The following is a 24,996-nucleotide window of genomic DNA, read 5'->3' as shown; positions in this document are numbered from 1 at the left end:
CGGATCGCTTTTCGCGATCTCCCGGAGGTATTCCCATGAACGTTCCAGCGGCCACCGCTTCGAGCACCGAGACCGTCCTGCTGCGGCGCGAAGCGATTCCCGGCGGCACCGTCGGCGTGGTCACCCTCAACCGGCCGGCCAAGCTGAACGCCTGGACGAACGACATGCGCACCCGGCTGGTGGAGATCTTCACCGAGCTCAGCGCGGACGAGGACTGCCGCGCGGTGGTGATCACCGGCTCCGGCCGGGCGTTCTGCGCAGGTCAGGACCTCGCCGAGACGGCCGCGATCGATCAGTCCGACCGCGCTGCGGCGGAGGCCTGGATCGACAGCTTCGACGTGCTGTACCGGGCGTTGCGCGACATCGACAAGCCCACCATCGCCGCGATCAACGGGGTGACCGCCGGTTCCGGGTTCCAGTTCGCGCTGCTGGCCGACCTTCGGGTGGGGCACGCCGGGGTGCGCATGGGCCAGCCCGAAGTGCGTTCCGGAATTCCGAGCATCACCGGGATCTGGGCGATGTGGGAGATCCTCGGCAAGGCGAAGACGATCGAATTCACGCTCACCGCGGAACTGGTGGACGGAGTGGAGGCCCAGCGGCTCGGACTGCTGACCAAGCTGGTCGACGATGACGCCGTGCTCGACGAAGCGATCGCGCTCGCCGCGGAGCTCGCCGAACTCCCGCCCGGCGCCGTGGAGCTGACCAAGGCGCGGCTGCGCGAGATCGACGATGCGGCGCTCACCGATGCCGTCGAGTCGGCGAAGAAGGTGCACGCCGCCGCCTACGCCACCGGCGAACCGCAGCGCGAGATGGACCGCTTCCTGAGCAAGCGCCGCTGACCGCCACCACACGAACAGGAGCGCACCGATCCGCATGAGCACCATCGAATCCCGATCCCCAGCCGCGCCTCCCGAGGACCTCGCCGCGGGCGAGCGCGCCTACCGGGAGCTGATCGCCGGTCAGCGCTGGCAGGTGCCCGAGCGCTACAACATGGCCGCCGACGTCGCCGACCACCACCCGGGCGACCGGACCGCGCTGGTCTTCGTAGACCACACCGGTCGGCACCAGGAGGTGAGCTGGGCGGAGGTCCGCGAGCGGTCCGCGCAGGTGGCCGCGCACCTGCACGCGCTCGGGGTCCGCAAAGGCGACCGGGTGGCGGTGCTGCTGCCGCAGCGGCCGGACACACCGGCGACCTACCTGGGCGTGCTGCGCACCGGGGCCGTCCTGGTGACCATGTCGCTGCTGTGGGCGGACGAGCCGATCTCCTACCGGCTCGTCGACTCCGGCAGCACCGTGCTGGTCACCGAGCAGGCGGAGCTCGACCGCGCCCGGCCGCTCGCCGACGAGGCCGGTGCGCGCCTGGTCAGCGTGGACGACCCGGCGATAGCGCGGCACTCAGCGGAGTTCGACACCGCCGATACCGCAGCCGACGACCCCGCGCTGATCTTCTACACCTCGGGCACGACCGGCGAGGCGAAGGGGATCGTGCACGCGCACCGAACCCTGCTGGGGCACAACGAGTTCGAGCACTGCCACGACCTGCGGCCCGGGGACGTCTTCTACGGCGCGGGCGACTGGGCGTGGTCGATGGCCAAGCTCATGGGGCCGCTGCGGGCAGGCGCGACGCACCTGGTCTACCGGCCCGCGGCCGGGTTCGACCCGGAAGGGCTGCTGGCGGCAATGGCGCGCAACCGGGTCACCACGGCGTTGGTGAACCCGACCTTCGTGCGCAAGATGCGCGCGGACGTCCCCGATGCCGGGACCCGCTACCCGCAGTCGCTGCGCGTGGTGTGCTGCGCCAACGAGCCGCTCTCGGCCGATCTGATCGAGTGGTTCGACGAGCAGTTCGGCGTGACCCTGCTGGACTACTACGGTTCCACCGAGTCCTACCCGCTGGTGGGCAACTTCCCGGGTGTTCCGGTCAAACCGGGCTCGATGGGGCGTCCGCTGCCCGGCTGGGACGTGGCGCTGCTGGACGAGCAGGAGCGGCCGGTCGAACCGGGGCAACCGGGCGAGATCTGCCTGCGGGCGGGCAGCAACCCGCAGTTCCCGCTGGGCTACTGGCGGCGTCCCGAAGCGTCGGCGAAGGAGTTCGGCGGCGACTGGTACCACACCAAGGACCAGGCGGTGGTGGATTCCGACGGCTACTACTGGTTCCTCGGGCGCACCGACGACATCATCAAGACCTCCGGCTACCGGGTGGGCCCGTACGAGGTCGAGGCGGTGCTGCGCGAGCACCCGGCGGTCGCCGACGCCGGTGTGGTGGGCCTGCCGGACCCGGTCCGGGGTCAGGTGGTCAAGGCGTGGATCGAGCTGGCGGACGGGTTTTCGCCGAGTCCGGAGCTGGGCGAGCAAATCATGTCGTTCGCCAAGGAGAACCACTCCCGGTTCGCCTGCCCGCGGCTGGTCGAGTTCGATCCGCAGCTCCCGCGGTCGGCCACCGGGAAGATCCAGCGCGCCGAGCTGCGGCGGCGTGACCTGGGCTGAGAAGAGGTGGTGGGGCACCGGCGGGAGCGGTGCCCCACCGCAGAACCCCATCGGTTTCACTGCAATGACAGACGCCGGGCGAAGTACCGGACACAATGGACAGGAGCTCGGATATGTCGCCGGATCAGCTCGCCACCGCACGTCCAACGAGCCAGGAGGTGTCCCGAACGAGGCGGCGGGTCACCATCGCCACCGCCATCGGCAACTTCGTCGAGTGGTTCGACTCCGGTGCTTTCGCCGTCATGTCGGCCACGATCGCGATGCTGTTCTTCCCCCGCTTCGACTCGGCTGCGGCGCTGCTGGCGACTTGGGCGATCTTCGGCGCGGGCTTCGTCGCCCGGCCGCTCGGGGCGCTGTTCTTCGGCCGCTACGGCGACCGGATCGGGCGCAACCGCGCGCTCGCGCTGAGCGTGCTGTGCATGAGCGCTTCGACGCTGCTCATCGGGCTGCTGCCGACGTACTCCGCCATCGGGCTGGCGGCGCCGCTCCTGCTGCTGCTCATGCGCATGGTGCAGGGATTCTCCACCGGTGGTGAGTACACCGGTGCTTCCTCGTTCATCATGGAGTACGCGCCGGAAGGCCGGCGGGCGCGCTACGCCAGCGTCGTGCCGATGACCGTCGGCGTGGCGGCGGTGGCCGGATCCGCGGTGGGCGTGCTGCTCACCGGCTTGCTCTCCGAGGACGCGCTGCAGTCCTGGGGCTGGCGGATTCCGTTCCTGATCGCCGGGCCGCTCGGCGCGATCGGCCTTTACCTGCGTTCCCGGCTCGCGGACACCCCGGTGTTCCGCACGCTCGAGAGCGCGGAGAACAAGACCCGGACCCCGCTCCGGGACGCGCTCAAGGTGGCCCGCAAGCAGATCTTCGCGCTGTTCGCCTACAGCATCACCAACGCGGTGGGCTACTACTTCATGAGCAGCTACATGATCTCCTACATGTCGAGCTCGCTGGGCTACAGCAAGACGGAGGCACTGCTCGCCAACCTGGTTTCGATGCTGGCCTACACGGCGGCGTGCCCGTTGATGGCGATGGCGAGCGACCGCTTCGGCCGGCGTCCGATGCTGCTGGCCGCCTGCGGGGGGTTCGTGGTGCTCACCATGCCCTCGTTCCTGCTCATGGAGACCAGCTTGGTCGGGGCGGCGGTGGGCAGTTCGGTGCTGGCCGTTCTGGTGGCGACGATCGGTACCAGCAACGTCCCGGCGATGGTCGAGATGTTCCCCGCGCACCTCCGGGCCAGCGGATCGGCGATGGGCTACACCGCCGCCTACGTCCTGTTCGGCGGCACCGCGCCGTTCGTCGCCACCTGGCTGGTGGGGACTTCCGGCAACCCGAGCGCCCCGGCCTTCTACCTGGTGGGCGTCGCGGTCGTCAGCCTGCTCGCGGTGATCTTCCTGGTCGCCGAGACGAAGGTGCTGTCCCTGTCCCGCACGACCATCCGCTGACGGCGCTGGGCGTTGCCCGCTCTCAACTGCGGAGGAAGTACAGGACGGTCATGGTGACCGCCGTGGTCAGGACGATGGTGCGCAAGGCGGGGGCTGGTAGTCGGCGGGCGAGGCGGGCTCCGGCGAAGCCGCCGCCGATCGCGCCGACCAGGACGGCCAGGATTGGGGCTGGGTAGCTCCAGACGTCGGAGGCGACGAGGAAGAGGACTGTGGCCGTGGCGTAGATCGCGGCGAGTTGCGCTACGCGCGTGGGGTTGGCCTTCGCGGGATCGAGACCGAGTCCGACGCTCCAGAACGCCAGCATGAGGATCCCGACCGCGCCGCCGAAGTAGCCGCCGTACGCCGCCAGCACGAACTGTCCGATGAGGACACTCCTGGTGCTCAGGTCGACCGGATGGCCTATCGCGGTCGAGAGCAGTCGCGAAATGCTGCGGCCGAAGGCCAGGACCACGGTTGCGAACGCGAGAAGCCAGGGCACCGCAACGCGGAACGACTCGGAGGGCAGCACCAGCAGCAGTCCAGCGCCGAGCGCGCTGCCGAACAGGCTGGTCGTGGTCAGCGCGGTCCTCGACGTGGTCCCGACCTGGACCAGCTCGTTCCGGTATGCCCATGCGCTGGCGAGCGCGCCGGGTAGCAGGGCCACGGTCGACGACGCGTTCGCGGTGACGGCGGGCAGCCCCGCAGCCACCAACGCGGGCAGTGCCACGAAGGTGCCTCCGCCGCCGACGGCGTTCAGCGCTCCCGCCGCGACACCGACCAACAACAGGGCGATGAACTCCAGCATGCGACCAGCATCGAATCCGGTCTCTGCGGGAACAACGTGACGAGAACCGCAGCGCGGCAGGGGAATCGGTCTCGGCGGGCATCCCGCTCCGCGCCGGGGAGAGTCCGTCGCGAGTCCTCTCCGTGGAGTCGTCGTTGGCCTGCGGGCAATTCCGAACGCGCTGGGCCGGGCCGAGAAAGGCCCGCCCACCTGCGAATTCCGGCATCGGATCGAGATCGGTCGTCGGACGGGGACAGCTGGAGCAGACTCCGCCTCGACCGCGTTCGAGCGGGCGTACGAAGTTCACGATTAATCGACTTCAGAGATGAAACCCATCGAAAACAAGTGTTGGACTGGGCAATTAGCTCTGGCGAACCATGAGTCCATGGCGAGTTGTCACATCACCACGGCTGTCACCGGTCGCGAGGAGCCCGACCGGTGAACCAGGGCCGCGAACGGAACACGTCGACCGACCTAGCCGACCTGCTGCGCACTTTCGCCCTGCGATTCCTCGTCGTCGGGCTCGTTCTGGCCCTCACGGGTGCAACCCTGCTGGGGCTGGTCGCGCTCCTGGCGGGCGCCGGGCTCTTGCGCCTCTCGTCGGGTGCTGAACCGGAGATCAACCCACGAGGTGCTGGAGCAGGGCGCGGGCAGCCGGGTTGACCGGCTCCGGCAGCCGACCCGCCAGGTAGATCGTTCTGGCCAGGCTCGGTTGTTCGATTCGAGCGTGCGGAAGCCCGGACCGCTCGGCGACCTTCTCGGGCACGATGCTCACCCCGAGGCCGGCCGCCACCAGCTCGATCAGCAGCGGCATGTGCGTGGCCTCGCACACCGGATCACGGCGGATCCCGGTGTCGGCGAACCGGCGGGCGACCAGTTCCTGCAGGCCGCTGCCGCTGAAGTCCACGAACGGCTCGTCGGCCAACTCCGCCAGGCGGACCCGACGCCGTCCCGCCAGCCGGTGTTCGGGGTGGCAGAGCAGCACGAGCTCCTGGCGCCACTCGGCGAAACCGACCAGTTCCTCCGGGAGCGGCCCGTCGAACGCGACGAAGGCGAGATCCAGTTCGCCGCTGTCGACCGAAGTCATCAGGTCGGGAACGAGGCCTTGGCGCACACGAATGCGGACCCCGGGGTAGCGCTTCTGGAACGTTCCGAGCCCACCGGGCAGATCGACCTCCGTCAGCGCCTGGATGGTGCCGATGGCCACGTGCCCGCGCGACAGCCCCACCACCGCGGACACCTCGCCACGCGCAGCGACGACATCGGCCGCGATCCGGTGCGCCATCGGTACCAGTGCCTGTCCCGCCTCGGTCAGCAGTACCCGGCGGGTGGTGCGTTCGAACAGCTTGGTGCCCAACTCGTCCTCGAGCTTGCGGATCGACGAGCTCAGCGCCGACTGGACGACGTGCACTTCCCGCGCTGCGCCGGTGAAGCTGCCAGTGCGCACCACGGCGAGGAAGTGCTCGAGCTGCCGCAATTCCATCTGGGGAACGATAGCCCGAGGTGGTGTCAGCGGGGTGCTTGGTTGTTGGGGGTGTCGAAGGCTCTGGTCAGGGCGTGGGCTTCGTGGAGGAGGAGGGCGCCGAGTTCGGGTTGGCGCTCCGGGCGGAAGCGGGGTTCGATGCCGGTCAGGGTCAGCGCCCACGCCGGTTTGCCCGCTCGGTCGAACACCGCAGCCGCCATGCCCCAGCTGCCTTCCACTATCAGGCCGGGGTTGACCGCGTAGCCGTCGCGGCGGGTGCGGGCGATGCGGGCGCGGACCGCTTCGGGGGAGTGCGACGCGCCCCAACGGCTGGTCAGGTCGGTTTTCTCCAGGTGGGCGTCGATCTCCGCGTCGTCGAGGAAGGCGAGGATGACCAGACCAGCGGAGACCACGCCGAGCGGGAACCGGGCGCCTTCGTAGAGCACGAACGAGCGGATCGGGAAGTCGCCGTCCTCGCGCAGCAGGCACACTGTTTCTGAGCCCCGCAGGGCCGAGAAGAACGCGCTCTCACCGGTTTTGGCCGCCAGCCGGTGCACGCTCGCGCGGGCGTGGTGCGTGACGTCGTAGCGGGCACCCGCGGTCTGTCCCAGCAGATACAGCTCGGGTCCGAGGAACCATTGGCCGGTGCGCTGGTCGCGGTCGACGAACCCCTCCTCGGCCAGGGAGCTGAGCAGGCGGTGCACGGTCGGCCGGGGGAGGCCGGTGGCTCTGGCCAGGTCGCTGGTGGCCGCACCGGTCTCGTTGGTGGCCGACAGCGCCCGGAGCACGGTGCCGACCCGGCCGACCAGGTGCGCGTTCGGGCTGGTGCTCATGTAGTTCCGCCTCTCCGCGATTCACAGTGGTGGTCGCGTTCGGGATCGATCTCGCGTTTCGCGGTTTCTTGTGGCTGGTTCGCGTCACGTTCCCCTGGGGTGCTGTTGAGCAGGACTGGGGTTGGCGCAGGGCTGCTCATGCCATCACCATAGCGTTCACTCAGTGAACGCTTCGATCGAACAGCGATCGCCCGTTGAACGATTTGAGCGTGATCAATGCCGATTTCTTGCGGTGAACGGGGGCGCGCCCCTTTACTGCTGCTGTTCGTCCAGCGGACCGATGAAGAGGTGATGAGTTGTCCAAGCTGCGTTCGAGTGCGGCGGAGGCACTGGCCGAGGTGCTCGAGGACGGGATGACGATCGCCGTCGGCGGCTTCGGCCTGTGCGGCATCCCGAGTGACCTCATCGAGGTCGTCCGCGACAGCGGGGTCACCGGGCTGACGGTGGTCTCCAACAACATGGGAGTGGACGGCAAGGGACTCGGGCTGCTGCTGGAGAACCAGCAGGTGGCCAAGGTGATCGCCTCCTACGTGGGGGAGAACAAGCTGTTCGCCGAGCAGTACCTGGACGGGACGCTGATCGTTGAGTTCGCGCCGCAGGGAACGCTGTCGGAGCGGATGCGCGCCGGTGGCGCGGGGATCGCGGCGTTCTACACCCGCGCGGGCGTCGGAACCCCGGTGGCCGAGGGCAAGCCGCTGGCCGAGTTCGACGGGCACACCTACGTGCAGGAGCGGGCGATCGTCGCCGACGTGGCGCTGGTGCACGCCCACACCGCGGACCCGGCGGGCAACCTCGTCTACCGGCAGAGCGCGCGGAACTTCAACCCGGTCGTGGCGACCTGCGGAAAGGTGACGGCGGTCGAGGTCGAGCACCTCAGCGATGAGTACCTGGACCCGGAGCTGGTGGTGACGCCGGGCATCTACGTCGACCGGCTCGCGCTGGCGCGGCCGCGCATCAAGGACATCGAGAAGCGCACCGTGCGCCCGCGCCCCTGATCGCCTCACCTGGAAACTTGGGAGCAACCATGGCCTGGAATCGTGACGAGATGGCGGCGATCGCGGCCGCCGAACTCCGCGACGGCGACTACGTCAACCTCGGGATCGGCATCCCGACTCTGGTCGCCAACCACATCCCGGACGGCGTGCGGGTGACCCTGCAGAGCGAGAACGGCATCCTCGGGCTGGGCCCGTTCCCCTACGAGGGGGATGAGGACCCCGACCTCATCAACGCGGGCAAGCAGACGGTCACGGTCAACCCCGGGGCGAGCTACTTCGACTCGACGGCGTCCTTCGCGATGATGCGCGGCGGGCGCATCGACATCGCGATCCTGGGTGCGCTGCAGGTGGCCGTGAACGGCGACCTGGCGAACTGGACGATCCCGGGTGCCCTGGTCAAGGGCATGGGTGGCGCGATGGACCTGGTCGTCGGCGCGCGCCGGATCGTGGTGATCACCGATCACGTCGCCAAGGACGGTAGCCCGAAGATCGTCGAGGAGTGCACGCTGCCGCTGACCGGCGCGGGTGTGGTCAACCGGATCGTCACCGACCTAGCGGTGCTCGACGTGACCCCGGAGGGGTTGCAGCTGATCTCCGTCTCCCCCGGCGTCACCGAAGAAGAGGTCCGGGAGAAGACCGGAGCCCCGATCGTGGACACCGTCGCAGCGATCTGAGGCCCCCTGACCGTCCCTTGTGGACGAAATTTCCAGCACGACCCGCGGCGCCACGCGGGTCGTGCTGGAACTGTTTCGGTGGGCGCAACTTCTCGCGAAACTGCGGCAGCCTCACACCCGGCCATCACCCGGGTGACGCCGTCTCGCGGTCGGCGGAGCCCGTCCAGTTCGGACCAGAACCGGTGGGTTGGGCGGCCCTGGTCGAGGTCAGGGAGAGTCCGACGAGCAGTTGGAGAACGGCGAGTGCGAGCAGGATGATCAGCGGCGTGGACCAGCTGCTGGTGGCGGAGTGCAGCAAGCCGATGCCGAAGGGGCCGACCGAGGCAAGCAGGTACCCGGTGCTCTGGGAGAAGGTCGAGAGCGCTGCGGTTTCCTGCGGGCTGCGGCCGCTGGTGCCGATGATGGCCATGACGAGCGGGAAGGCTCCCAGGCCGAGCCCGATCAGCGCGGCCCAGAGCGCGGGGAACACCAGTGGTGCGCAAAGCAGCCCGACATATCCGGCTACCAGTGAGAACCCGACGATGCAGAAAGCCAGCCTGAGCCGTGGTGCCGTCCGGGTCAGCGGCATCAGGGCGAACGTCGAGGGAACGCCGACGAGCAGGCTCAGGCCCAGCATGACGCCGGCCTGATCGGGGCTCATGCCGTGACCTGTCAGGATGGTCGGGAGCCAGCCCATGACCGCGTAGCTGGCGAGGATCTGCAGGGTGAAGAACGCGGTCACGAGCAGGCCGAACCGAGTGCGCCCGGCGGCCCAGGCCGAGGCCGCGCCGCTGCCTGCGCGCTGCGGGGTGATCCGCCAGGAATCCGGCCGCAGCGACCACACCGCGAGGGCCAGCGCCGCCGGCAGAGTCCAGGCGGCCAGCCCCAGGGACGGCTGGCCCACCAAGTCCGCGAGGGGTACCGACGTTGCGGCTGCGAGGGACGAGCCGAGCGCCATTGTGGTCGTGTACACCCCGGTCAGCAGCGCGATGCGGTCGGGGAAGTGCGTTCGGACCACGGCTGGCAGCAGAACGTTGCACAGGGCCAGTCCAGCCGCTCCCAGCAACGTGCCGGTCAGCAGTGCCCAGGTCTGAGGCACAGCGCGGACCGCGAGACCGACGCAGAGGGCGGTCAGCGCCACGAGGACGGCGGGTTCGGTGCCCAGGCGGCGGGCCAGCATGGAGCTGGTCGCGCCCACGGCGGCGAAGCACAGGGTGGGCAGGGCCGGGATGAGGGACGTTACGAGCGGACTGAAGCCCAGCTGGGCCCGGAGTTGTTCCAGTAGTGCGGCGGAGCTGCTGATGGCCAGGCGCAGATTGAGGGCGATCAGCACGATCCCGGCGGTGGTCAGCCAGGCTGCGCGGCAACGGATGTCGGGCCGCGCTGGAGCGGCGGTCGGGAAGGACATGTCCCTAAACATAAAACGTCTGACGTTTGACGTCTATTCTTTAATGTAGGATTGGGTGAGCTCCTCGCCCGGCCAGGAAGGACGTCCGTGACCCTCGCCTCCCAACGTCGCTCGGTACTGGTCGACGACGTCATCCAGCAGTTGCGCGCCGAGATCACCTCGGGGAGGTGGCCGGTGGGGGAACGCATCCCGGCCGAACCGGAACTCCTCGAACAGCTCGGCATCGCCCGCGGCACGCTGCGCGAGGCGACCCGTGCCCTCATCCACGCCGGACTCCTCCAGGCCCGGCAGGGTGATGGAACCTACGTGCGGGCCAAGAGCGAGCTGTCCGGCGCACTCCAGCGCCTGGATAGCGAGCTGGGCGACGTGCTCGAAGTCCGCGAGGCTCTGGACGCCCAAGCCGCCCGCCTAGCCGCCAACCGCATCAGCGAGGAGGAACTCGCCCGTCTCGGCGAGCTGCTGGCTCAGCGCGCCACGGCGTGGGAGGAGCGCGACCGCGACGCGTGGGTCCAGGCCGACTACGCCTTCCATCAGTGCGTTGCCGCCAGCAGTGGCAACGCACTGATGGACAACCTCTACACCGCTCTCGGCCCGGCTCTGCGCCGCTCGATGACTGCGCACTGGGACGCGCCGGGGTTCAACGGCGCAGACCACCGGGGGCACGAGGAACTGTTCGATGCCCTGCGCGCCGGCGATTCCGCTCGGGCAGTCCGTAGCGCCACCGCCAACATCGACGCCACCGACGAATGGCGCGGTGCCGAGTCGCCCGTCGAGGGCTGACCAGACCATCCCTTGTGGACGAGAGTTCCGGCGCGACCCGCGACGCCCTGCGGGTCGCGCTGAAACAATTTCGCGAGAAATTGACCATCCCTAGGGTGACCTGACTCGTGGCAGGCTTGGGGCGTTGCAGGTGACGGTGAAGGAGTGGGTGTGCGGGCGTACGGGTTCTCCGAAGCGGGCGGGCCGGAGAAGGAGACTTTCCTCGACGTGCCGGTGCCCGATCCTGGGCCTGGTGAACTGCTGGTGCGGGTTCGCGCGGCGGGCGTGAATCCGGGGGACTGGCGGCTCCGCGAGGGCACGTACGGCGTTGTCGGGCCTGCGGTTCTGGGGCGCGAGGTGGCCGGGACGGTCACCGCACTCGGGTCTGGTGTCACGGGCTTTTCGGTCGGTGACGAGGTGTTCGGCGGGTGCCCGGGCATGGTCGGCGGCTGGGCGGAGCAGGCTCTGGTCACCGCGTCCTTCGCCGCGCAGCGACCAGATTCGGTGTCGCCGGAGGACGCGACCGTGCTGCCTGTAGCGGTTGGCACTGCGCACGACGCCCTGGACAACCTCGGTCTGTGCGCTGGTGAGACTTTGCTGGTCAACGGCGCAGGTGGCGGCGTCGGAGTCCCGACCTTGCAGCTCGCGCGAGCGCGGTGGATCAACGTCGTCGGAGTGGCGAGCCCGGCCAAGCACGACCTCGTCGCGGGATTCGGCGCGGCCCCGGTGGCGTACGGAGACGGTGTCCTCGAGCGGGTGCGAGCCGCTGCCCCGAACGGGATTGACGCGGTCTTCGACCTGGCGGGTGGCGAAGCCCTGCGCACTGTTGCCGGTCTGGTCGAGGACCGTTCGAGACTGCTGTCCATCGCCGACAAACCGCTGGTCGCCGAGCTCGGTGGCCGAACGGTGGAGCGCGATCGCAGCACCGCCGTTCTCGATTCCCTGGCGCAGCTGGTCGTTTCGGGTGAGTTGGATCCGTGCGTCAAGCAGGTCCGGCCGCTGGACGAGGCCGGTGCGGCGCTTGCGGAGGTCGAAAACGGGCACGTCGTGGGGAAAGTCGTCCTAGTTCCCTGACGGTGGTGCGGTGACGTCAGCGGTCCCAACGGTACTGGCTGGCCGTTCCGTCAACGCGATTCTCAGGTTCCTCGCCGATGGACTCCTGCGCTAGCGCCGGTGCGGGAGATGTGGGCCATGTGGTGTGACGTTGCGATGGCAATCCACTTGGTCGACCTGCCCACTTCCGGCTTCGCCAGGTGCCGGCATTCATGAAGGGTTTGGTCGCCCCAGGAGAAGTCGGCACCGGCGAATTCACGGTGGTTGACGAGTTCATCGGCCACCTCCAGGAAGTACCGCTCGGACGTTCCTGGGGGTGGGGCGCCGGTGCCACGGCCGGGGATCTTCCGGGCGATGAAGAGGGTCCGGTTCGGCACCGTGTAGTGGATGTACGGGTTCGCCCAGCCGAACCCGTCGTCGTCGCCGGGAACGGGGTGGACGATGCCGTAATCCCCGTAACGGATGCGGTGTTGACAGCTTCGTTGAACCGCTCTCCAAAGCGCCACTTCAGCGCGGTCCCGGAAATGGGTCGTACCCGTTGCGCTTCTTCGGCGTCGACCCGGCCAGCAACCCGATCGAGGCGAGCTCGCAGTTCTCGGTGACATCGTTGATGACGCCGAGCAGCTCGTGAACTCTTCGCTCGTCGACGCGGTCGACGTAGCCTTCGTCGAGGAGCAAGTGGATCTCTCGACTGCTTGCTCCAGTAGCTTTCGCGATGTGCGCGATCCGATCGACCAAGCGCGGGCTACCTCCCCGCGAAGCACGCCTGCAACGCAGGGCGATCTCCCGGGGATTGTGCTCGCGAAGCAGCCGAACCCTGCGTAGCTCCTGATCATCAACTGCCGGTGAGATTACGGGAATCAACGCTGGAACATGGACGTTCAGGAGATTTCTCTCGTGCTTCTCATCGAGCTTGGCTTCGATCTTCGCATCGAGGTGCTCAAATGCCCCTCCGGGGATCGACCCGAACGGACTCGACGGGGCGAGCCACGTCGTATCCAGCCACAAGGAACGGCCTGCCTGCACAGCAGCGACGCCCATCCGCACGATCTTCGTAGTAATGGGGCTGCCGACCTTCAGGCTGTTGAGCAGTTCTACCGAGATGACAGGGGATTCTGTTCCGAGGTCGGTCCTCAGAACCGCGTCGATCTCACCCTGCTTGCTCTTCAGCGCCAGAAGGGGCGCAAGCGGCGAGTCATCCACGGGCATGCCTCCTCGTCGTCGCGCCGAGCCGTCAGGTGCGACGATGGTCGCGGCAGCGCGTGGAAGATGACCGGTCGAGCGCTCGGCACTTCCTCTCATCGGGACGAAACGAACGGGACGAGCCCTTGTGCTGGTCGCCGTTCGTCCTCAGCGTCGCAGTTGCTGCGGACGGCATCCATCGGCCGAACGAGTGGATGATCATTGGCTCGGGGCGGTGGCGAGTCAGGTGCGTTCCTGAGTCTGATTCCCTGGCGCAGCTGGTCGTTTGGGGTGAGTTGGATTCGTGCGTCGAGCAGGTCCAGCCGCTGGACGAGGCTGGTGCGGTGCTTGCGGAGGTCGAATACGGGCACGTGGTGGGGAAAGTCGTCCTCAGTGTTTGAAAACCCGTGGCGCGGGCGTGGCGATTCTGATCTCATCCGGGCATGGCACAGTTCTTCGAAGACGTGGCGCCGGTTCGGCGTGTCCGAGACGATGTCATGGACGTCCACCTCCCGGAGGAAGCCGGTCCTCGGCCAGCGGTGATCTTCGTGCACGGCGGACCCGTTCCGGAGGACGCTGAGCCCAAGCCTCGGGACTGGGAGGGGTTCATCGGTTACGGCGCGCTGGCCGCGGCGTCCGGGCTGGTCGGGATCACCTTCAACCACCGCCTCCACACCGACATGCACTACCCGCAGGCTGCGGAGGACGTCGCTGCGGTGATCGAGCGGACCCGGGAGCTCGACGTGGTCGACAGCGACCGCATCGCGCTGTGGTGCTTCTCCGGAGGTGGGCCGATCGCCGCGTCGTGGCTGCGCGCCGCGCCGTCGTGGCTGCGAGCGGTCGGGTTCACCTACCCGGTGCTGGCGCCGCCGCCGGATTGGCCTGGCGACAAGCCGCGTTTCAACGCTGTTGAGGCGGTTTCCGAGCACCCGGAGCTGCCCAAGCTGCTGGTGCGGGTCGGCGGCGAGTTCGAGTTCTTCGTGCCCACCCAGGACGCGTTCGTCAAGGTTGCCCGCGATGCCGGTGCTGACCTCGAAGTCATCGAAATCCCGGACGCGGCACACGGTTTCGAGGGGCACGGGCCCAATCCCGCCGCCCGCGAGGCGGTCGACCGGGCAATGGCTTGGATGGTCAGCGCTCTGAGCAAGTGAGCTGGGCGGAACCATGCGGCGGTGAAGGTTCACGTCTGCGATACCGGTTCGTTCTTCGTTGATCATGTGGTAGACGGGTGGTCCCCGCAGGATCTTGTCGCCGTTTCGGACAAAGCAGACGAGGAGTTCGCATGTTGCGCCGGACCGTGGTTGCTGCCGCAGCCGCATTGGTGGTTTCGATCGGGCTGGCACCCGCATCGGTTGCCGCGCCCGTTGCCACCGCCGTCGAGGTCGACGTGGCCACCATCGCGCATCGCGGGGCATCCGCCTACGCGCCGGAGAACACCCTGGCCGCGGTGCGGCTCGGGGTGCAGATGCGGGCCGATCTGGTCGAGATCGACGTCCAGCAGACCAAGGATGGCGAGTTGGTCGTCACCCACGACAACACGTTGGCGCGCACCACCGACGTCGAGCAGAAGTTCCCGGACCGCGCGCCGTGGCGGATCTCCGACTTCACCCTCGACGAGATCCGCTCCCTGGACGCCGGTTCGTGGAAGGCGCCCGAGTTCGCAGGTGAGCAGGTCCCGACGCTGGCCGAGGTGCTGGACGTACTGCAGCGCGGCCACACCGGCCTGCTGCTGGAGGTCAAGTCGCCGGAGCTCTACCCGGGGATCGCCGAGCGCATCGCCGACGAACTCCAGAAGCGGCCCTCGTGGCTGCGGCCCGACCCGAAGGCTCGCAACCTCGTGGTGCAGAGCTTCAACTGGGACTTCGTCCGCCACTTCCACGACCTGCTGCCGCAGGTGCAGGTGGGTGTGCTGGGCGCGCCGACCGAGGCTGAACTCGCGGATGTGGCGACCTATTCGAACCAGGTCAACCCGAACCACGCCCAGGCGACGCCGGAGTACATCGCCGCTGTCCACGAGCACGGGATGCGGATCAACCCGTACACGGTCAACGACGCGGCGCAGATGCGCACGCTGATCGAGCGCGGCGTGGACGGAATCATCAGCGACCACCCCGACGTGCTGCACTCGGAGATCCACGAAGCTCGACGAGCCAGCTGATCCGAACACCGCAGAGCGGGCCGTTCCCCGGGAACGGCCCGCTTCGTCGTTCCCGTGAATGCCCGAAGTTCCTATCGCTCTCGGTCAGTGCGGGGTTCAGGGCCGTCCTGGTGGGCTAGTCGGACCTGCGCGCCTGCCTTCGCCACTGGCTGGGACTGCAACCGAAGTGCCCGCGGAACCAGCGGGAGAAGTTGCCCGGCGAGGAGAAGGACAGCAGGCCGGTGATCTCGGTGAAGGTGTAGCGCTGGTTCCGGACCATGTTCGCGGCCAGTTCGGCCCGCGTCGCGTGCAGGACCGACGAGAACGTCTCCCCGGCGTCGGCGAGCTGCCGGTGGACCGTCCTGCGGTCCACTCCGAGGCTGCGCGCGACCTGTTCGACGGAGCACCGCCCGGTGGGCAGCAAGAGCTCGATCAGCTCCCGGACCCGCTCCAGCGCTGAGATGTCCTTCGGCGCCTCCAGCGAATCGAGGAACTGGTAGGCGTAGGTGCGCATGAGGGGGTCCGACATCTTGTTGGGCGCATCGAGGTCGTGGCCGTACAACGTGATCCCGTTGAACTCCTGCTCGAACTTGACCGCGAGCCCGAAGACGCGACGGTGGACGCTCGGATCCGCCGGTGCGCGGTGTGCGAAGCAGACGGCGACCGGTTGCCAGAGCGGTCCTAGGAAACCGCGCAGCAGTCGGTGCAACGTTCCCAGCGCGAGTTCCGCCGCTTGTCTGGTTTCGGTCTGATCGCCCAGTTCGAATCCGACCCGGATGGTCGCCAGTCCGTTCAGCACGACCATGCGCATCCGCAGCGCTTCGTTGTACATGTGCTCGTGGCGGATGAGGATCGTCAGCGCGCTGCGGACGTCGGGCTCCTCGCGGATGACCAGGCTCAGCGGTCCGAGGTTGGCGAAGCGGCGGCGTTCGGCCAGCAGCAGTCCGAAGTCCTCGTGCCCGGACGCCGCAGCCGACTGCTCCAGGAGCATTACGACGGCCGCAGCGGGAATCCACCGGTCCTGGACTGTGATGCCTGCCGGGTCCAGCCCGACGCCGCGCATCAGTCGTGCCGGTTCGATGCCGAGCGCACGGCTCACCTCGACGTAGCTGTTCAGTGAGGCGTAACGGGCCAGCGGCTTCATAAACAGGCCTCCGCGATGTCACCAAATGACAACCTTCCTGTCCCGCGAGGATAAGCTCACGCCCCCTCCGGCGCCTAATGTCGCTTCCATCACAGCCGATTTCGCTCCGGGATCCGGATGGAGGACGTCATGGCCGAACCAGCGGTGCAGTGCGGGACGCTTGACTTCGGTCGGACTTCTGCCGTCGATGTGCTGCGCGAGCCGTGCCAGACGGCTGCGGCGTGGAAAGCGGCTGACCTGACCGACCCAGCCGAGTGGCGGTTGGAGCTCTCGCCGGCCCATCTCGACGAGCTCGAACTCGCGCTGAAAGCAGTGCGGAAGTACGGCGTTGTGCTCCTGCAGCTCACCCGCGAGCGTTTTCCCCTTCCCACGCTCGGGATTGAGCTGCGGCGCATTGCCCGTGCGCTGGAGGACGGACGCGGGTTCGCGGTGATCAAGGGCGTTCCGGTGGATCGGTACGACGTCGCCGAGATCAACACGATCTTCTGGGGAATGGCCCAGCACCTGGGTATCCCGGTCTCGCAGGACTCCCTCGGCCACAAGCTCGCCCGCATCCGTTGTGCGGTTGTGGGTGCTGCTGGCTGGAAGGTGGAGCCGGAACTGCGGACCGGTGGTTCCGACGTTGTGGCGCTGCTGAGCTCTCGGGCCGGTGGGCGGAGCACCGTCGTCAGCTCGGCAGCGGTCTACAACGAGGTGCTCGGGCGAGACCCGATGCTGGTCGAGCGGATGTACCGGCACTTCCAGTTCGACCGGTGGGGCGAGCAGCTTCCCGGAGAACCTCCCCACCGGGCGGTTCCGCTGGCGTGCTGGCACGAGGGGAGGCTGAGCTTTCGCTATGCGCGTCGCGATATCGAGTCGGCGCAGCGCTTCCCGGACGTTCCCCGGTTGGCGCCCGCGGACGTGGAGCTGCTCGACCTGATCGACGATCTCGCGAACTCGACCGAGTTCCGGTTCGACATCGACACCGAGCCCGGCGACCTCCAGCTGTTCAACAACTACTCGGTTCTGCACACCCACGTCCAGCACGATAACGGTTCGGTCGCAGCGGAACTCCCGCGTCGGCTCTGGTTGACGCTCCACTGTGGACGTCAGCTGCCAGCGGACTTCACCTGGGAGACCGCCGGGTACGGCGGTCCTCGGGGACGCGGTGGAGTGGAGCCCCGAGACGTCATCGAACGCGAGATCCGCTTGCTCTGACCGGCGATCAGCTCGGTGATGACTTTCGAACCGGCCGCTGCCAACCGAGGCGGCGGGAAGCGGTCGACGAATCGACCGCGGAAGAACAACCCCAGACGTGGCTGGAGCGCTCACGTGCTCCAGCCGGGACGGAGAAGGCCATGGCGAATGCCGTTCGCTTCTACCAGACCGGTGGCCCGGAGGTCATGCGGTGGGAAGCGGTCGACGTCGGAGAACCCGGCCCGGGGGAGGTCCGAATCCGCCACGAGGCGGTCGGGCTGAACTTCGCCGACACGTACTTCCGCACCGGTCTCTACCCATCCCCGCTGCCCGCGGGCATGGGCGTCGAGGCGGCCGGTGTCGTCGAAGCCGTCGGCGACGGGGTGCGGCACTTCCAGGAAGGTGACCGGGTCACCTACACCGGCAGTCCGCTCGGCGCCTACAGCACCGAGCGCGTGATGCCAGCCGCCTCGCTGATCCAGCTGCCGGACCGGATCGCCTTCGACACGGCCGCCTCGATGACCATGCGCGGACTCACCGCGTCCTACCTGCTGCGCCGCATCCACCCGTTGCAGGCGGGCGACACCGTCCTGCTGCACGCCGCTGCCGGGGGAGTCGGGCTGATCTTCCTGCAGTGGGCGAAACTGCTGGGGATCAACGTGATCGGCACGGTGTCGACCGACGAGAAGGCGGAGGTCGCGCGTGCTCACGGGTGCGACCACGTCGTGATCCACAAGCGCGAGGACGTGGCTGAGCGGGTCCGGGAGATCACCGACGGCGTGGGCGTTCCGGTCGTCTACGACAGCATCGGCGCGACCACCTTCCAGGCCTCCCTCGATTCGCTGGCCCGGCGAGGCCTGCTGGTGTGCTTCGGCACCGCGTCCGGCCCGATCCCGCCCATCGACGCGATGCAGCTCGCGGTCAAGGGATCCGTGTTCGTCACCCGTCCCGCCCTCGCCGACTACATCGCCGACCCCGCCGAGCGCGCGGAACTGTCGGGCGAGTTGTTCGACCACGTTGCGAGCGGGCGGATCGAGATCAGCATCAACCAGCGCTACGCCCTCGAGGACGCGGTGCAAGCACACCGGGACCTGGAATCGGGCCGCAGCATCGGTTCTTCGGTGTTCTCCCTCTGACACAGCGACTCTTCGCCGCAGCACCGCGATCCCAGGCGGCGGCACGATCAACCAACCCGCGGAGGTACTGCCATGTCCAGTGCGGTCTTGACGTCCCGGACGACGAAGATCAAGCACCAGAAGCTCACCTGCACCATCGGCGCCGAGCTGTTCGACGTCGACCTCGGCGATGTCGCTCGCGATGAGGAGCTGTTCGCCGAACTGCATTCGCTGCTGCTCCAGCACAAAGTCCTGTTCCTGCGCGACCAGGACTTCAGCCGGGCCGACCACGTGGCCTTCGCGCAGCGCTTCGGATCGCTCGAAGACCACCCGGTGGCCGGAAGCGATCCCGACCACCCAGGTCTGGTGCGGATCTACAAGGACCTCGACAGCCCTGCCGAGCACTACGAGAACGCCTTCCACTGCGACGCCACCTGGCGCGCCGAGCCGCCCATGGGATGCGTGCTGCGGTGCGTGGAAGGACCGGAGGTCGGTGGCGACACCATCTGGGTCGACATGGCCGCGGCGTACGCGAAGCTCCCCGGCCACATCAAGAGCCAGATCGCGGGGCTGCGCGCCCGGCACAGCATCGAGGCCAGCTTCGGTGCCGCGCTGTCGGTGGAGGAGCGCCACCAGTTGAAGGCGCGATTCCCCGACGCGGAACACCCGGTGGTGCGCACCCACCCCGAAACCGGGGAGGAGATCCTGTTCGTCAACGCGTTCACCACTCATCTCGTCAACTACCACACACCGGAGAACGTCCGCTTCGGAAGCGACTACGCCCCCGGCGCGAGCAACCTGCTCAACTACCTGATCGCCCAGGCCGCGATCCCCGAGTACCAGGTGCGTTGGCGGTGGAGCGAGAACAGCGTCGCGATCTGGGACAACCGGTCCACGCAGCACTACGCGGTGCAGGACTACTGGCCTGCGGTCCGAAAGATGGAGCGCGCCGGGATCACGGGCGACCGGCCGTTCTGACCTCCCCCTGAATTTTCCACCCGCCATCCGGAGAAGGAGAAGGACGCATGCACTTCCACGACGACTCGCTGTTCCCGGAGAACCAGGAGAAGCTCGTCATCACGGCGGCTCCCTACGGTCCCGAGTGGGAGCCCGACGACTTCCGGGAGGACCTGCCGCTGACGATGGACGAGCACGTCCAGCAGGCGGTCGACTGCTACAACGCAGGGGCCACCGTGCTGCACATCCACGTGCGCGAGCTGGACGGCAAGGGTTCCAAGCGGCTGTCGAAGTTCAACGAGCTGCTGGGCCGGTTGCGCGAAGCTGTCCCGGACATGATCCTGCAGGTCGGCGGCTCGATCTCGTTCGCGCCGGAAGGCGAGGGCGCGGAGGCCAAGTGGCTCAGCGACGACACCCGCCACATGCTGGCCGAGCTCGATCCGGCTCCGGACCAGGTGACCATCGCCATCAACACCAGCCAGATGAACATCATGGAGTTGATGACCGAGGACGACATCGCGGGCACCTCGCTCACGCGGCCGGCGGTGGCCGAGGCCTACCGCGAGATGTTCGTGCCGGCCGGTCCGGGCTGGGTCGCGGAGCACCTGAAGCGCCTCCGGGCCGCCGGCATCCAGCCGCACTTCCAGCTGTCCAGCATCCCGCAGCTGGAAACCGTTGAGCGGCTGATGCGGCGCGGTGTCTACGCCGGACCGTTCATGGTCACCTGGGTCGGCATCGGTGGCGGATTCGACGGCCCCAACCCGTACAACATGATGGAGTTCATCCGGCGTTGCCCCGACGGCGCGGTGCTGACGCTGGAAACCCTCATGCGCAGCGTCCTGCCGGTCAACGCGATGGCGATCGCGATGGGGCTGCACGTCCGGTGCGGCAACGAGGACACCATCTGGGGGCGCAAGGGCGAGAAGAAGACCTCGGTCCAGCAGATCGAACAGCTGGTTCGCATCGCGGGTGAGCTCGGCCGCGAAGTCGCCACCGGCAAGGAGGCCCGCGAGATCTACAAGATCGGCGAAACCTACGCCGACGCCGACGAGACCCTGGCCAAGGTCGGTTACGCGCCGAACCGCAAGCCCGGACAGGTCGGCTTCACCCACCACGCCTAGGCACCGGAGACCCACCGGGTGCCAGGGGAGGAAGGACCGGGGCGCGGAACCCTACCGGGATCCGCGCCCCGGCCCCGGATCTCAAGCAGGGGGACGAGAGCTTCACGCCGGAGCAACAGTTAGTCGAGGAGTGACAATGAAGTCGCGCGCTCTGTCCGCCCGGGAGCTGCCCACCGGGGCCGTGACCGCCAAGTCGCGGATCTATCCCTGGGTCGTTTTCGCCCTGACCTTCGGTCTGCTGCTGTCGGACTACATGTCCAGGCAGGTCCTCAGCGCCGTGTTCCCCTTCCTGAAAGGCGAATGGGGACTGTCGGACTCCCAGCTCGCCTCGCTCACCAGCGTCGTGGCGCTGATGGTCGGCCTGCTCACCTTCCCCCTCTCGATCCTCGCCGACCGGTGGGGGCGGGTCCGCAGCCTGATGCTGATGGCGCTCATCTGGAGCGCAGCGACGCTGCTGTGCGCGATCGCCACCGACTACGGGCAGATGCTCGGCGCACGTTTCCTCGTCGGGGTGGGCGAAGCCGCCTACGGCAGCGTTGGCATCGCGGTGGTGCTCAGCGTGTTCGCGCCCCACGTCCGCGCCACGTTGGGCGGTGCTTTCATGGCTGGCGGTTCGTTCGGCTCCACGATCGGCGTCGCGCTCGGCGGCATCATCGCGGTCCGGTTCGGGTGGCGCTGGTCCCTGGCCTTCATGGCCATCGTCGGGCTGGTCCTGGTCGTCGTCTACCGGCTTTCCGTCACCCAGCGCAAGTTGGACCGGTACCAGTACGAGGAAGCTCCGGCCACTGCCGACGCGTCTGAGGCGGTGCGCGGGGGCAGGGCTCCGCTTTCCAGCTTGTTCTCGAACGTTTCGGTGCTCTCCGCCTACGTCGGCAGCGGCCTGCAGATGTTCGTCGCCGCGGTGCTGCTTGCCTGGACACCCAGCTACCTGAACCGCTACCACGGCATGGATCCGGACGAGGCCGGCGTCGTCTCCGCGGTCCTGGTCCTGCTCATCGGCGCTGGGATGATCTTCTGCGGCGCCGTCACCGACCGGGTCAGCCGGCTGCGCCCGGAGCGCAAGTGGAGCACGTCGATCGGCTACGGAATGGCCGCGGCGGTCCTGCTGGGCATCGGTTTCCTGCTGGAGGAAAGCACCGTCCAACTCGTGGTGATCGGTTGTGGGGCGTTCTTCTCGGCCGGTGCGTCCGGGCCGGCCACCGCCATGGTCGCCAACCTCACCCACACGTCCGTGCGGGCCAGCGGATTCGGGTCGCTCACCCTGGCCAACAGCCTCCTGGGTTTGGCCGCGGGACCCTTCGTCATCGGACTCCTGGCCGACCACCTCGGCTTGCTGGGCGCGTTGCAACTCGCACCGCTGGCCTACTTCGGCGCCATCGCGGCACTGCTGATCGGAAAAAGCCGCTATCCGGCCGCGCTGCGGCAGCTCGCAGCACTAGACCAACGCTCTTTGGCGAAGTGAGGTTATTCATCCTGTCCCGCCCGTGACCGCGAAGCACGACCAGCACTACACAGCGAGGGGCCGCATGCGCCGCCAGGCGCATAGCCCACCCTCGCAGCTTGCACCGCCCCGGGTTCTCAGCGTTCGCCTGGCGAGGCCGGCCCCACTGCCGTGTATTGGCATACATAAAGTTGGGCACCCGCAGTCCAGGCCGACGCTGAGGTTCCGCTACCCGCACCGCCATGCAAAACGAGGATGGAAAGACCTCAGTGAAAGATCGGAGCAGGAGTTGAACGACCTCGAGACCCCGACCACCGTGATCGTCCCGGGCCTGCGCGACCACGTCGCCGAGCACTGGCAGACCCATCTCGCCGAGAAGCTGCCGAACACCCGAACCGTGCCCCCGCTCGAACACGACAGGCTCAGCCGCGATGCCCGGGTCGCCGCACTCGACCGCGTCGTGTCGGAGATCTCCGGGCCCATCGTCCTCGTCGCACACAGCGCCGGGGTGATGATCACCGTCCACTGGGCGCAGCAGCATTCCCGCCCGATCCGGGGCGCATTGCTGGCGACCCCACCGGATTTCGAGTCACCGTTGCCCGAAGGCTACCCGAGGCCCGGCGATCTGAGCCGCAACGGCTGGCTCCCGACCCCGAGGGAGCTGCTCCCGTTCCCCAGCATCGTCGCGGCGAGCACGAACGATCCCCTCGCCCGCCTGGCGCACGTGGCCGACATGGCCCGGGACTGGGGCAGCCGCCTGGTGGACGTCGGTGCCGTCGGGCACCTCAACCCGGCCGCGGGATACGGACCGTGGCCACGGGCCGAGGAGTTCGTCCGCGAACTCAGCCAGGCGGACGAGGACACCTTCGACGCAGCCGGGTGATGGCACGGGAAGCCGCAGCAGCGGAATGTTTCAGGAGTCCGAAGAGGATGGTCCCGGGCGCCGCTGATGCACAATTCTGGTGGTGCTCGCCACCGACACCGCCGAACGACGACGCAGGAGATCAGCGTGCTGAACCTGGCCATGTTCCTCGACGACTCCGTCCGCAGATATCCGCAGCGCGAAGCGCTGGTGTGCGGAGACCGGAGGCTGACCTACGCGGACGTCGGCGCGCTCGCCGGCCGGATCGCCGCTCTTCTGGTGTCCCGCGGGGTCCAGCCGGGCGACCGGGTTGCGGTCACCTGTCCGAACCTGCCGGAGTTCCCCGCCGTGTACTACGGGATCCTCAAGGCCGGAGCAGTGGTCGTGCCGCTCAATGTGCTGCTCAAAGAACGGGAGGTCGCATACCACCTCAACGATTCCGGTGCCCGGGCGTACTTCTGCTTCGAGGGGACTCCTGCCCTGCCGACGGGCGAGTGCGGCCGCGCTGCCGTGGATCGGGCCCCGGCCTGCGAGGACCTGTTCATCATCACCGCGGACCCCGAGGCGGCCACCCCGGTCGAGGGAGCCGAGACCCTGGCGCAGGCGCTTTCGGACCAGCCCGCGGAGTTCGGGACAGCGGTTCGCGAGGCGACCGACACCGCGGTGATCCTCTACACGAGTGGCACGACAGGGCAGTCGAAGGGCGCCGAGCTCACCCACGCCAACATGGTGATGAACGCGCTGACCGCCAACCAGCTCTTCGGCAGCACCCCGGCGAGGCACGACACGCACCTGTTCGCCCTGCCGCTGTTCCACTCCTTCGGTCAGAGCATCAACATGAACGCAGCGTTCTCCGTCGGCGCGACGGCGGTCCTGGTGCCCCGGTTCGACGCGAGTGCGGCGCTGGAGCTGATGACCCGCGAGGACGTCACGGTATTCGCGGGAGTACCGACGATGTACTGGGGTTTGCTGGGTGCCCTCGACGAGAGCGTCGACGTCGGACGGATCGCGAACAACCTGAGGCTGGCCATCTCCGGCGGCGCGGCGCTGCCGGTGGAGATCCACGCGCAGTTCGAAAAGCGCTTCGGCGTCCAGATCCAGGAAGGCTACGGCCTGTCCGAGACCTCGCCGCTGGCCATCTTCAGCCCGCCCGGGCAAGACCCGCGACCGGGTTCGATCGGCGTGCCGGTCTGGGGGATCGAGGTCGAGCTGGTCGATGAGCGGTGGAACGCGGTGACCGGCCCCGACCAGGTCGGTGAGATCGCCATCCGGGGCCACAACGTCATGAAGGGCTATTTCAGGAGGCCCGACGCCACCGGTGAGGTGATGCGGGACGGTTGGTTCCGCACCGGTGATCTCGCCCGCAGGGACGCCGACGGCTTCTACTACGTCGTCGACCGCGCGAAGGACATGATCGTCCGCGGCGGGTTCAACGTCTACCCGCGCGAGATCGAGGAGGTGCTGATGAGCCACGACGCCGTGTCCCTGGCAGCGGTGGTCGGCATCCCGGACGAAAGCCGCGGGGAGGAGATCAAGGCCTTCGTGATCCGCGCGGAGACCGCGCAGATCACCGAAGCCGAGCTCATCGCTTGGTCCAAGGAACAACTGGCGAACTACAAGTACCCGAGGGCGGTCGAGTTCGTCGACGCGCTGCCGATGACCGCGACCGGGAAGATCCTCAAGCGCGAGCTGTCACGGGTTTCGCCGGGACGGTGACGTACGCGGTCGGACTGGTCGGCAACGACCTGACCGCAGCGGACTGCGAGCGGCACGGCCGCGAGCACACCGATGCTGGCCGGGTACGAGCGACCTCCTCGTTCGCTCACCGGGAGTCGCGGTGTCCACTCCGGACCCGATTCGAGATGGCCGTGGTGCGTTCTCGGCCTATGACGGTCGTGAGTGCGAAAACCGGCTCCAGGCGGTTTTCGCACGCAAAAACCTGTTGTGGTCCCGAGTCCCGGGATATTGCGGTGGGATAGATCTTTTTAGCGGGACTTGTTTTCTTTAAA

At 68.0% G+C, this 24,996-nt stretch carries 22 protein-coding genes and 1 pseudogene; 17 read left to right on the top strand and 6 right to left on the bottom strand.

Annotated elements, in window-relative coordinates; translation table 11 throughout:
- Window positions 1-35 precede the first annotated feature (35 nt).
- The 3 genes from ACWCO2_RS25805 to ACWCO2_RS25795 all read left to right on the top strand — a co-directional run bounded on the left by ACWCO2_RS25805 (window position 36) and on the right by ACWCO2_RS25795 (window position 3,926).
- Window positions 36-839 (top strand): enoyl-CoA hydratase/isomerase family protein, encoded by an 804-nt coding sequence (locus tag ACWCO2_RS25805; RefSeq protein ID WP_450130346.1) that lies wholly within the window; start codon window positions 36-38, stop codon window positions 837-839.
- 34 nt (window positions 840-873) lie between these two features.
- Window positions 874-2,487, top strand: coding sequence for an acyl-CoA synthetase (locus tag ACWCO2_RS25800; RefSeq protein WP_450130345.1), 1,614 nt, complete (start codon window positions 874-876; stop codon window positions 2,485-2,487).
- A 113-nt stretch (window positions 2,488-2,600) separates the two neighbouring features.
- Window positions 2,601-3,926, top strand: a complete 1,326-nt coding sequence (locus ACWCO2_RS25795) for an MFS transporter (RefSeq protein ID WP_450130344.1) — start codon at window positions 2,601-2,603, stop codon at window positions 3,924-3,926.
- A 22-nt stretch (window positions 3,927-3,948) separates the two neighbouring features.
- Here the strand turns inward: ACWCO2_RS25795 and ACWCO2_RS25790 are convergent, their stop codons facing one another.
- Window positions 3,949-4,710, bottom strand: a complete 762-nt coding sequence (locus tag ACWCO2_RS25790) for a sulfite exporter TauE/SafE family protein (protein WP_450130343.1) — start codon at window positions 4,708-4,710, stop codon at window positions 3,949-3,951.
- A gap of 417 nt (window positions 4,711-5,127) precedes the next feature.
- Between ACWCO2_RS25790 and ACWCO2_RS25785 the strand changes: the two genes are divergently transcribed.
- A complete protein-coding gene (locus ACWCO2_RS25785; protein ID WP_450130342.1) occupies window positions 5,128-5,352 on the top strand; it encodes a hypothetical protein in 225 nt (74 codons plus the stop codon).
- On the opposite strand, the gene ACWCO2_RS25780 is transcribed toward ACWCO2_RS25785, so the two are convergent.
- Complete coding sequence (locus ACWCO2_RS25780) at window positions 5,309-6,172, bottom strand: LysR family transcriptional regulator (RefSeq protein ID WP_450130341.1); 864 nt, start codon at window positions 6,170-6,172, stop codon at window positions 5,309-5,311. The genes ACWCO2_RS25785 and ACWCO2_RS25780 overlap by 44 nt on opposite strands.
- 26 nt (window positions 6,173-6,198) lie before the next feature.
- Window positions 6,199-6,984: an IclR family transcriptional regulator gene (locus ACWCO2_RS25775; protein ID WP_450130340.1), complete on the bottom strand. Its 786-nt coding sequence runs from the start codon at window positions 6,982-6,984 to the stop codon at window positions 6,199-6,201.
- A gap of 296 nt (window positions 6,985-7,280) precedes the next feature.
- Here ACWCO2_RS25775 and ACWCO2_RS25770 point away from each other — a divergent pair, with 296 nt between their 5' ends.
- On the top strand, window positions 7,281-7,979 hold the full coding sequence (locus ACWCO2_RS25770) for a CoA transferase subunit A (protein WP_450130339.1): 699 nt from the start codon (window positions 7,281-7,283) through the stop codon (window positions 7,977-7,979).
- A gap of 29 nt (window positions 7,980-8,008) precedes the next feature.
- On the top strand, window positions 8,009-8,653 hold the full coding sequence (locus ACWCO2_RS25765) for a CoA transferase subunit B (RefSeq protein ID WP_450130338.1): 645 nt from the start codon (window positions 8,009-8,011) through the stop codon (window positions 8,651-8,653).
- A gap of 124 nt (window positions 8,654-8,777) precedes the next feature.
- Here ACWCO2_RS25765 and ACWCO2_RS25760 read toward each other — a convergent pair whose 3' ends face one another.
- On the bottom strand, window positions 8,778-10,040 hold the full coding sequence (locus tag ACWCO2_RS25760) for an MFS transporter (protein ID WP_450130337.1): 1,263 nt from the start codon (window positions 10,038-10,040) through the stop codon (window positions 8,778-8,780).
- Window positions 10,041-10,127: 87 nt separating this feature from the next.
- Here ACWCO2_RS25760 and ACWCO2_RS25755 point away from each other — a divergent pair, with 87 nt between their 5' ends.
- The gene (locus ACWCO2_RS25755; RefSeq protein ID WP_450130336.1) at window positions 10,128-10,820 is read left to right on the top strand and encodes a FadR/GntR family transcriptional regulator; all 693 of its coding nucleotides are present in this window, start codon (window positions 10,128-10,130) and stop codon (window positions 10,818-10,820) included.
- 150 nt (window positions 10,821-10,970) lie between these two features.
- Window positions 10,971-11,873, top strand: a complete 903-nt coding sequence (locus ACWCO2_RS25750) for an NADP-dependent oxidoreductase (protein ID WP_450130335.1) — start codon at window positions 10,971-10,973, stop codon at window positions 11,871-11,873.
- 62 nt (window positions 11,874-11,935) lie between these two features.
- Here ACWCO2_RS25750 and ACWCO2_RS25745 read toward each other — a convergent pair.
- A pseudogene (locus tag ACWCO2_RS25745) lies at window positions 11,936-13,061 on the bottom strand (beta family protein).
- A gap of 416 nt (window positions 13,062-13,477) precedes the next feature.
- On the opposite strand from ACWCO2_RS25745, the gene ACWCO2_RS25740 reads away from it, so the two are divergent.
- On the top strand, window positions 13,478-14,185 hold the full coding sequence (locus ACWCO2_RS25740) for an alpha/beta hydrolase (protein WP_450130334.1): 708 nt from the start codon (window positions 13,478-13,480) through the stop codon (window positions 14,183-14,185).
- A 131-nt stretch (window positions 14,186-14,316) separates the two neighbouring features.
- A complete protein-coding gene (locus tag ACWCO2_RS25735; RefSeq protein WP_450130333.1) occupies window positions 14,317-15,192 on the top strand; it encodes a glycerophosphodiester phosphodiesterase in 876 nt (291 codons plus the stop codon).
- Window positions 15,193-15,307: 115 nt separating this feature from the next.
- Here ACWCO2_RS25735 and ACWCO2_RS25730 read toward each other — a convergent pair whose 3' ends face one another.
- On the bottom strand, window positions 15,308-16,315 hold the full coding sequence (locus ACWCO2_RS25730) for an AraC family transcriptional regulator (RefSeq protein WP_450130332.1): 1,008 nt from the start codon (window positions 16,313-16,315) through the stop codon (window positions 15,308-15,310).
- A 129-nt stretch (window positions 16,316-16,444) separates the two neighbouring features.
- Here ACWCO2_RS25730 and ACWCO2_RS25725 point away from each other — a divergent pair, with 129 nt between their 5' ends.
- From ACWCO2_RS25725 to ACWCO2_RS25695, 7 genes are all read left to right on the top strand, one after another.
- The gene (locus ACWCO2_RS25725; RefSeq protein WP_450130331.1) at window positions 16,445-17,512 is read left to right on the top strand and encodes a TauD/TfdA family dioxygenase; all 1,068 of its coding nucleotides are present in this window, start codon (window positions 16,445-16,447) and stop codon (window positions 17,510-17,512) included.
- A 140-nt stretch (window positions 17,513-17,652) separates the two neighbouring features.
- Window positions 17,653-18,627: a quinone oxidoreductase family protein gene (locus ACWCO2_RS25720; protein ID WP_450130330.1), complete on the top strand. Its 975-nt coding sequence runs from the start codon at window positions 17,653-17,655 to the stop codon at window positions 18,625-18,627.
- Window positions 18,628-18,699: 72 nt separating this feature from the next.
- Complete coding sequence (locus tag ACWCO2_RS25715; protein WP_450130329.1) at window positions 18,700-19,584, top strand: TauD/TfdA dioxygenase family protein; 885 nt, start codon at window positions 18,700-18,702, stop codon at window positions 19,582-19,584.
- 47 nt (window positions 19,585-19,631) lie between these two features.
- A complete protein-coding gene (locus ACWCO2_RS25710; protein WP_450130328.1) occupies window positions 19,632-20,684 on the top strand; it encodes a 3-keto-5-aminohexanoate cleavage protein in 1,053 nt (350 codons plus the stop codon).
- Between the two features lie 136 nt (window positions 20,685-20,820).
- Window positions 20,821-22,146, top strand: a complete 1,326-nt coding sequence (locus tag ACWCO2_RS25705; RefSeq protein ID WP_450130327.1) for an MFS transporter — start codon at window positions 20,821-20,823, stop codon at window positions 22,144-22,146.
- Window positions 22,147-22,414: 268 nt separating this feature from the next.
- Window positions 22,415-23,008 carry an RBBP9/YdeN family alpha/beta hydrolase gene (locus tag ACWCO2_RS25700; RefSeq protein ID WP_450130326.1) on the top strand — a complete coding sequence of 198 codons (594 nt, stop codon included), beginning with the start codon at window positions 22,415-22,417 and terminating at the stop codon, window positions 23,006-23,008.
- Between the two features lie 126 nt (window positions 23,009-23,134).
- On the top strand, window positions 23,135-24,703 hold the full coding sequence (locus tag ACWCO2_RS25695) for a long-chain-fatty-acid--CoA ligase (RefSeq protein ID WP_450130325.1): 1,569 nt from the start codon (window positions 23,135-23,137) through the stop codon (window positions 24,701-24,703).
- Window positions 24,704-24,996: the final 293 nt, after the last annotated feature.

Source organism: Saccharopolyspora sp. NPDC002376 (genome assembly GCF_053593195.1).
The sequence above is the reverse complement of the archived record's forward strand: the minus strand, read 5'-3'. Positions and strand labels throughout refer to the sequence as shown.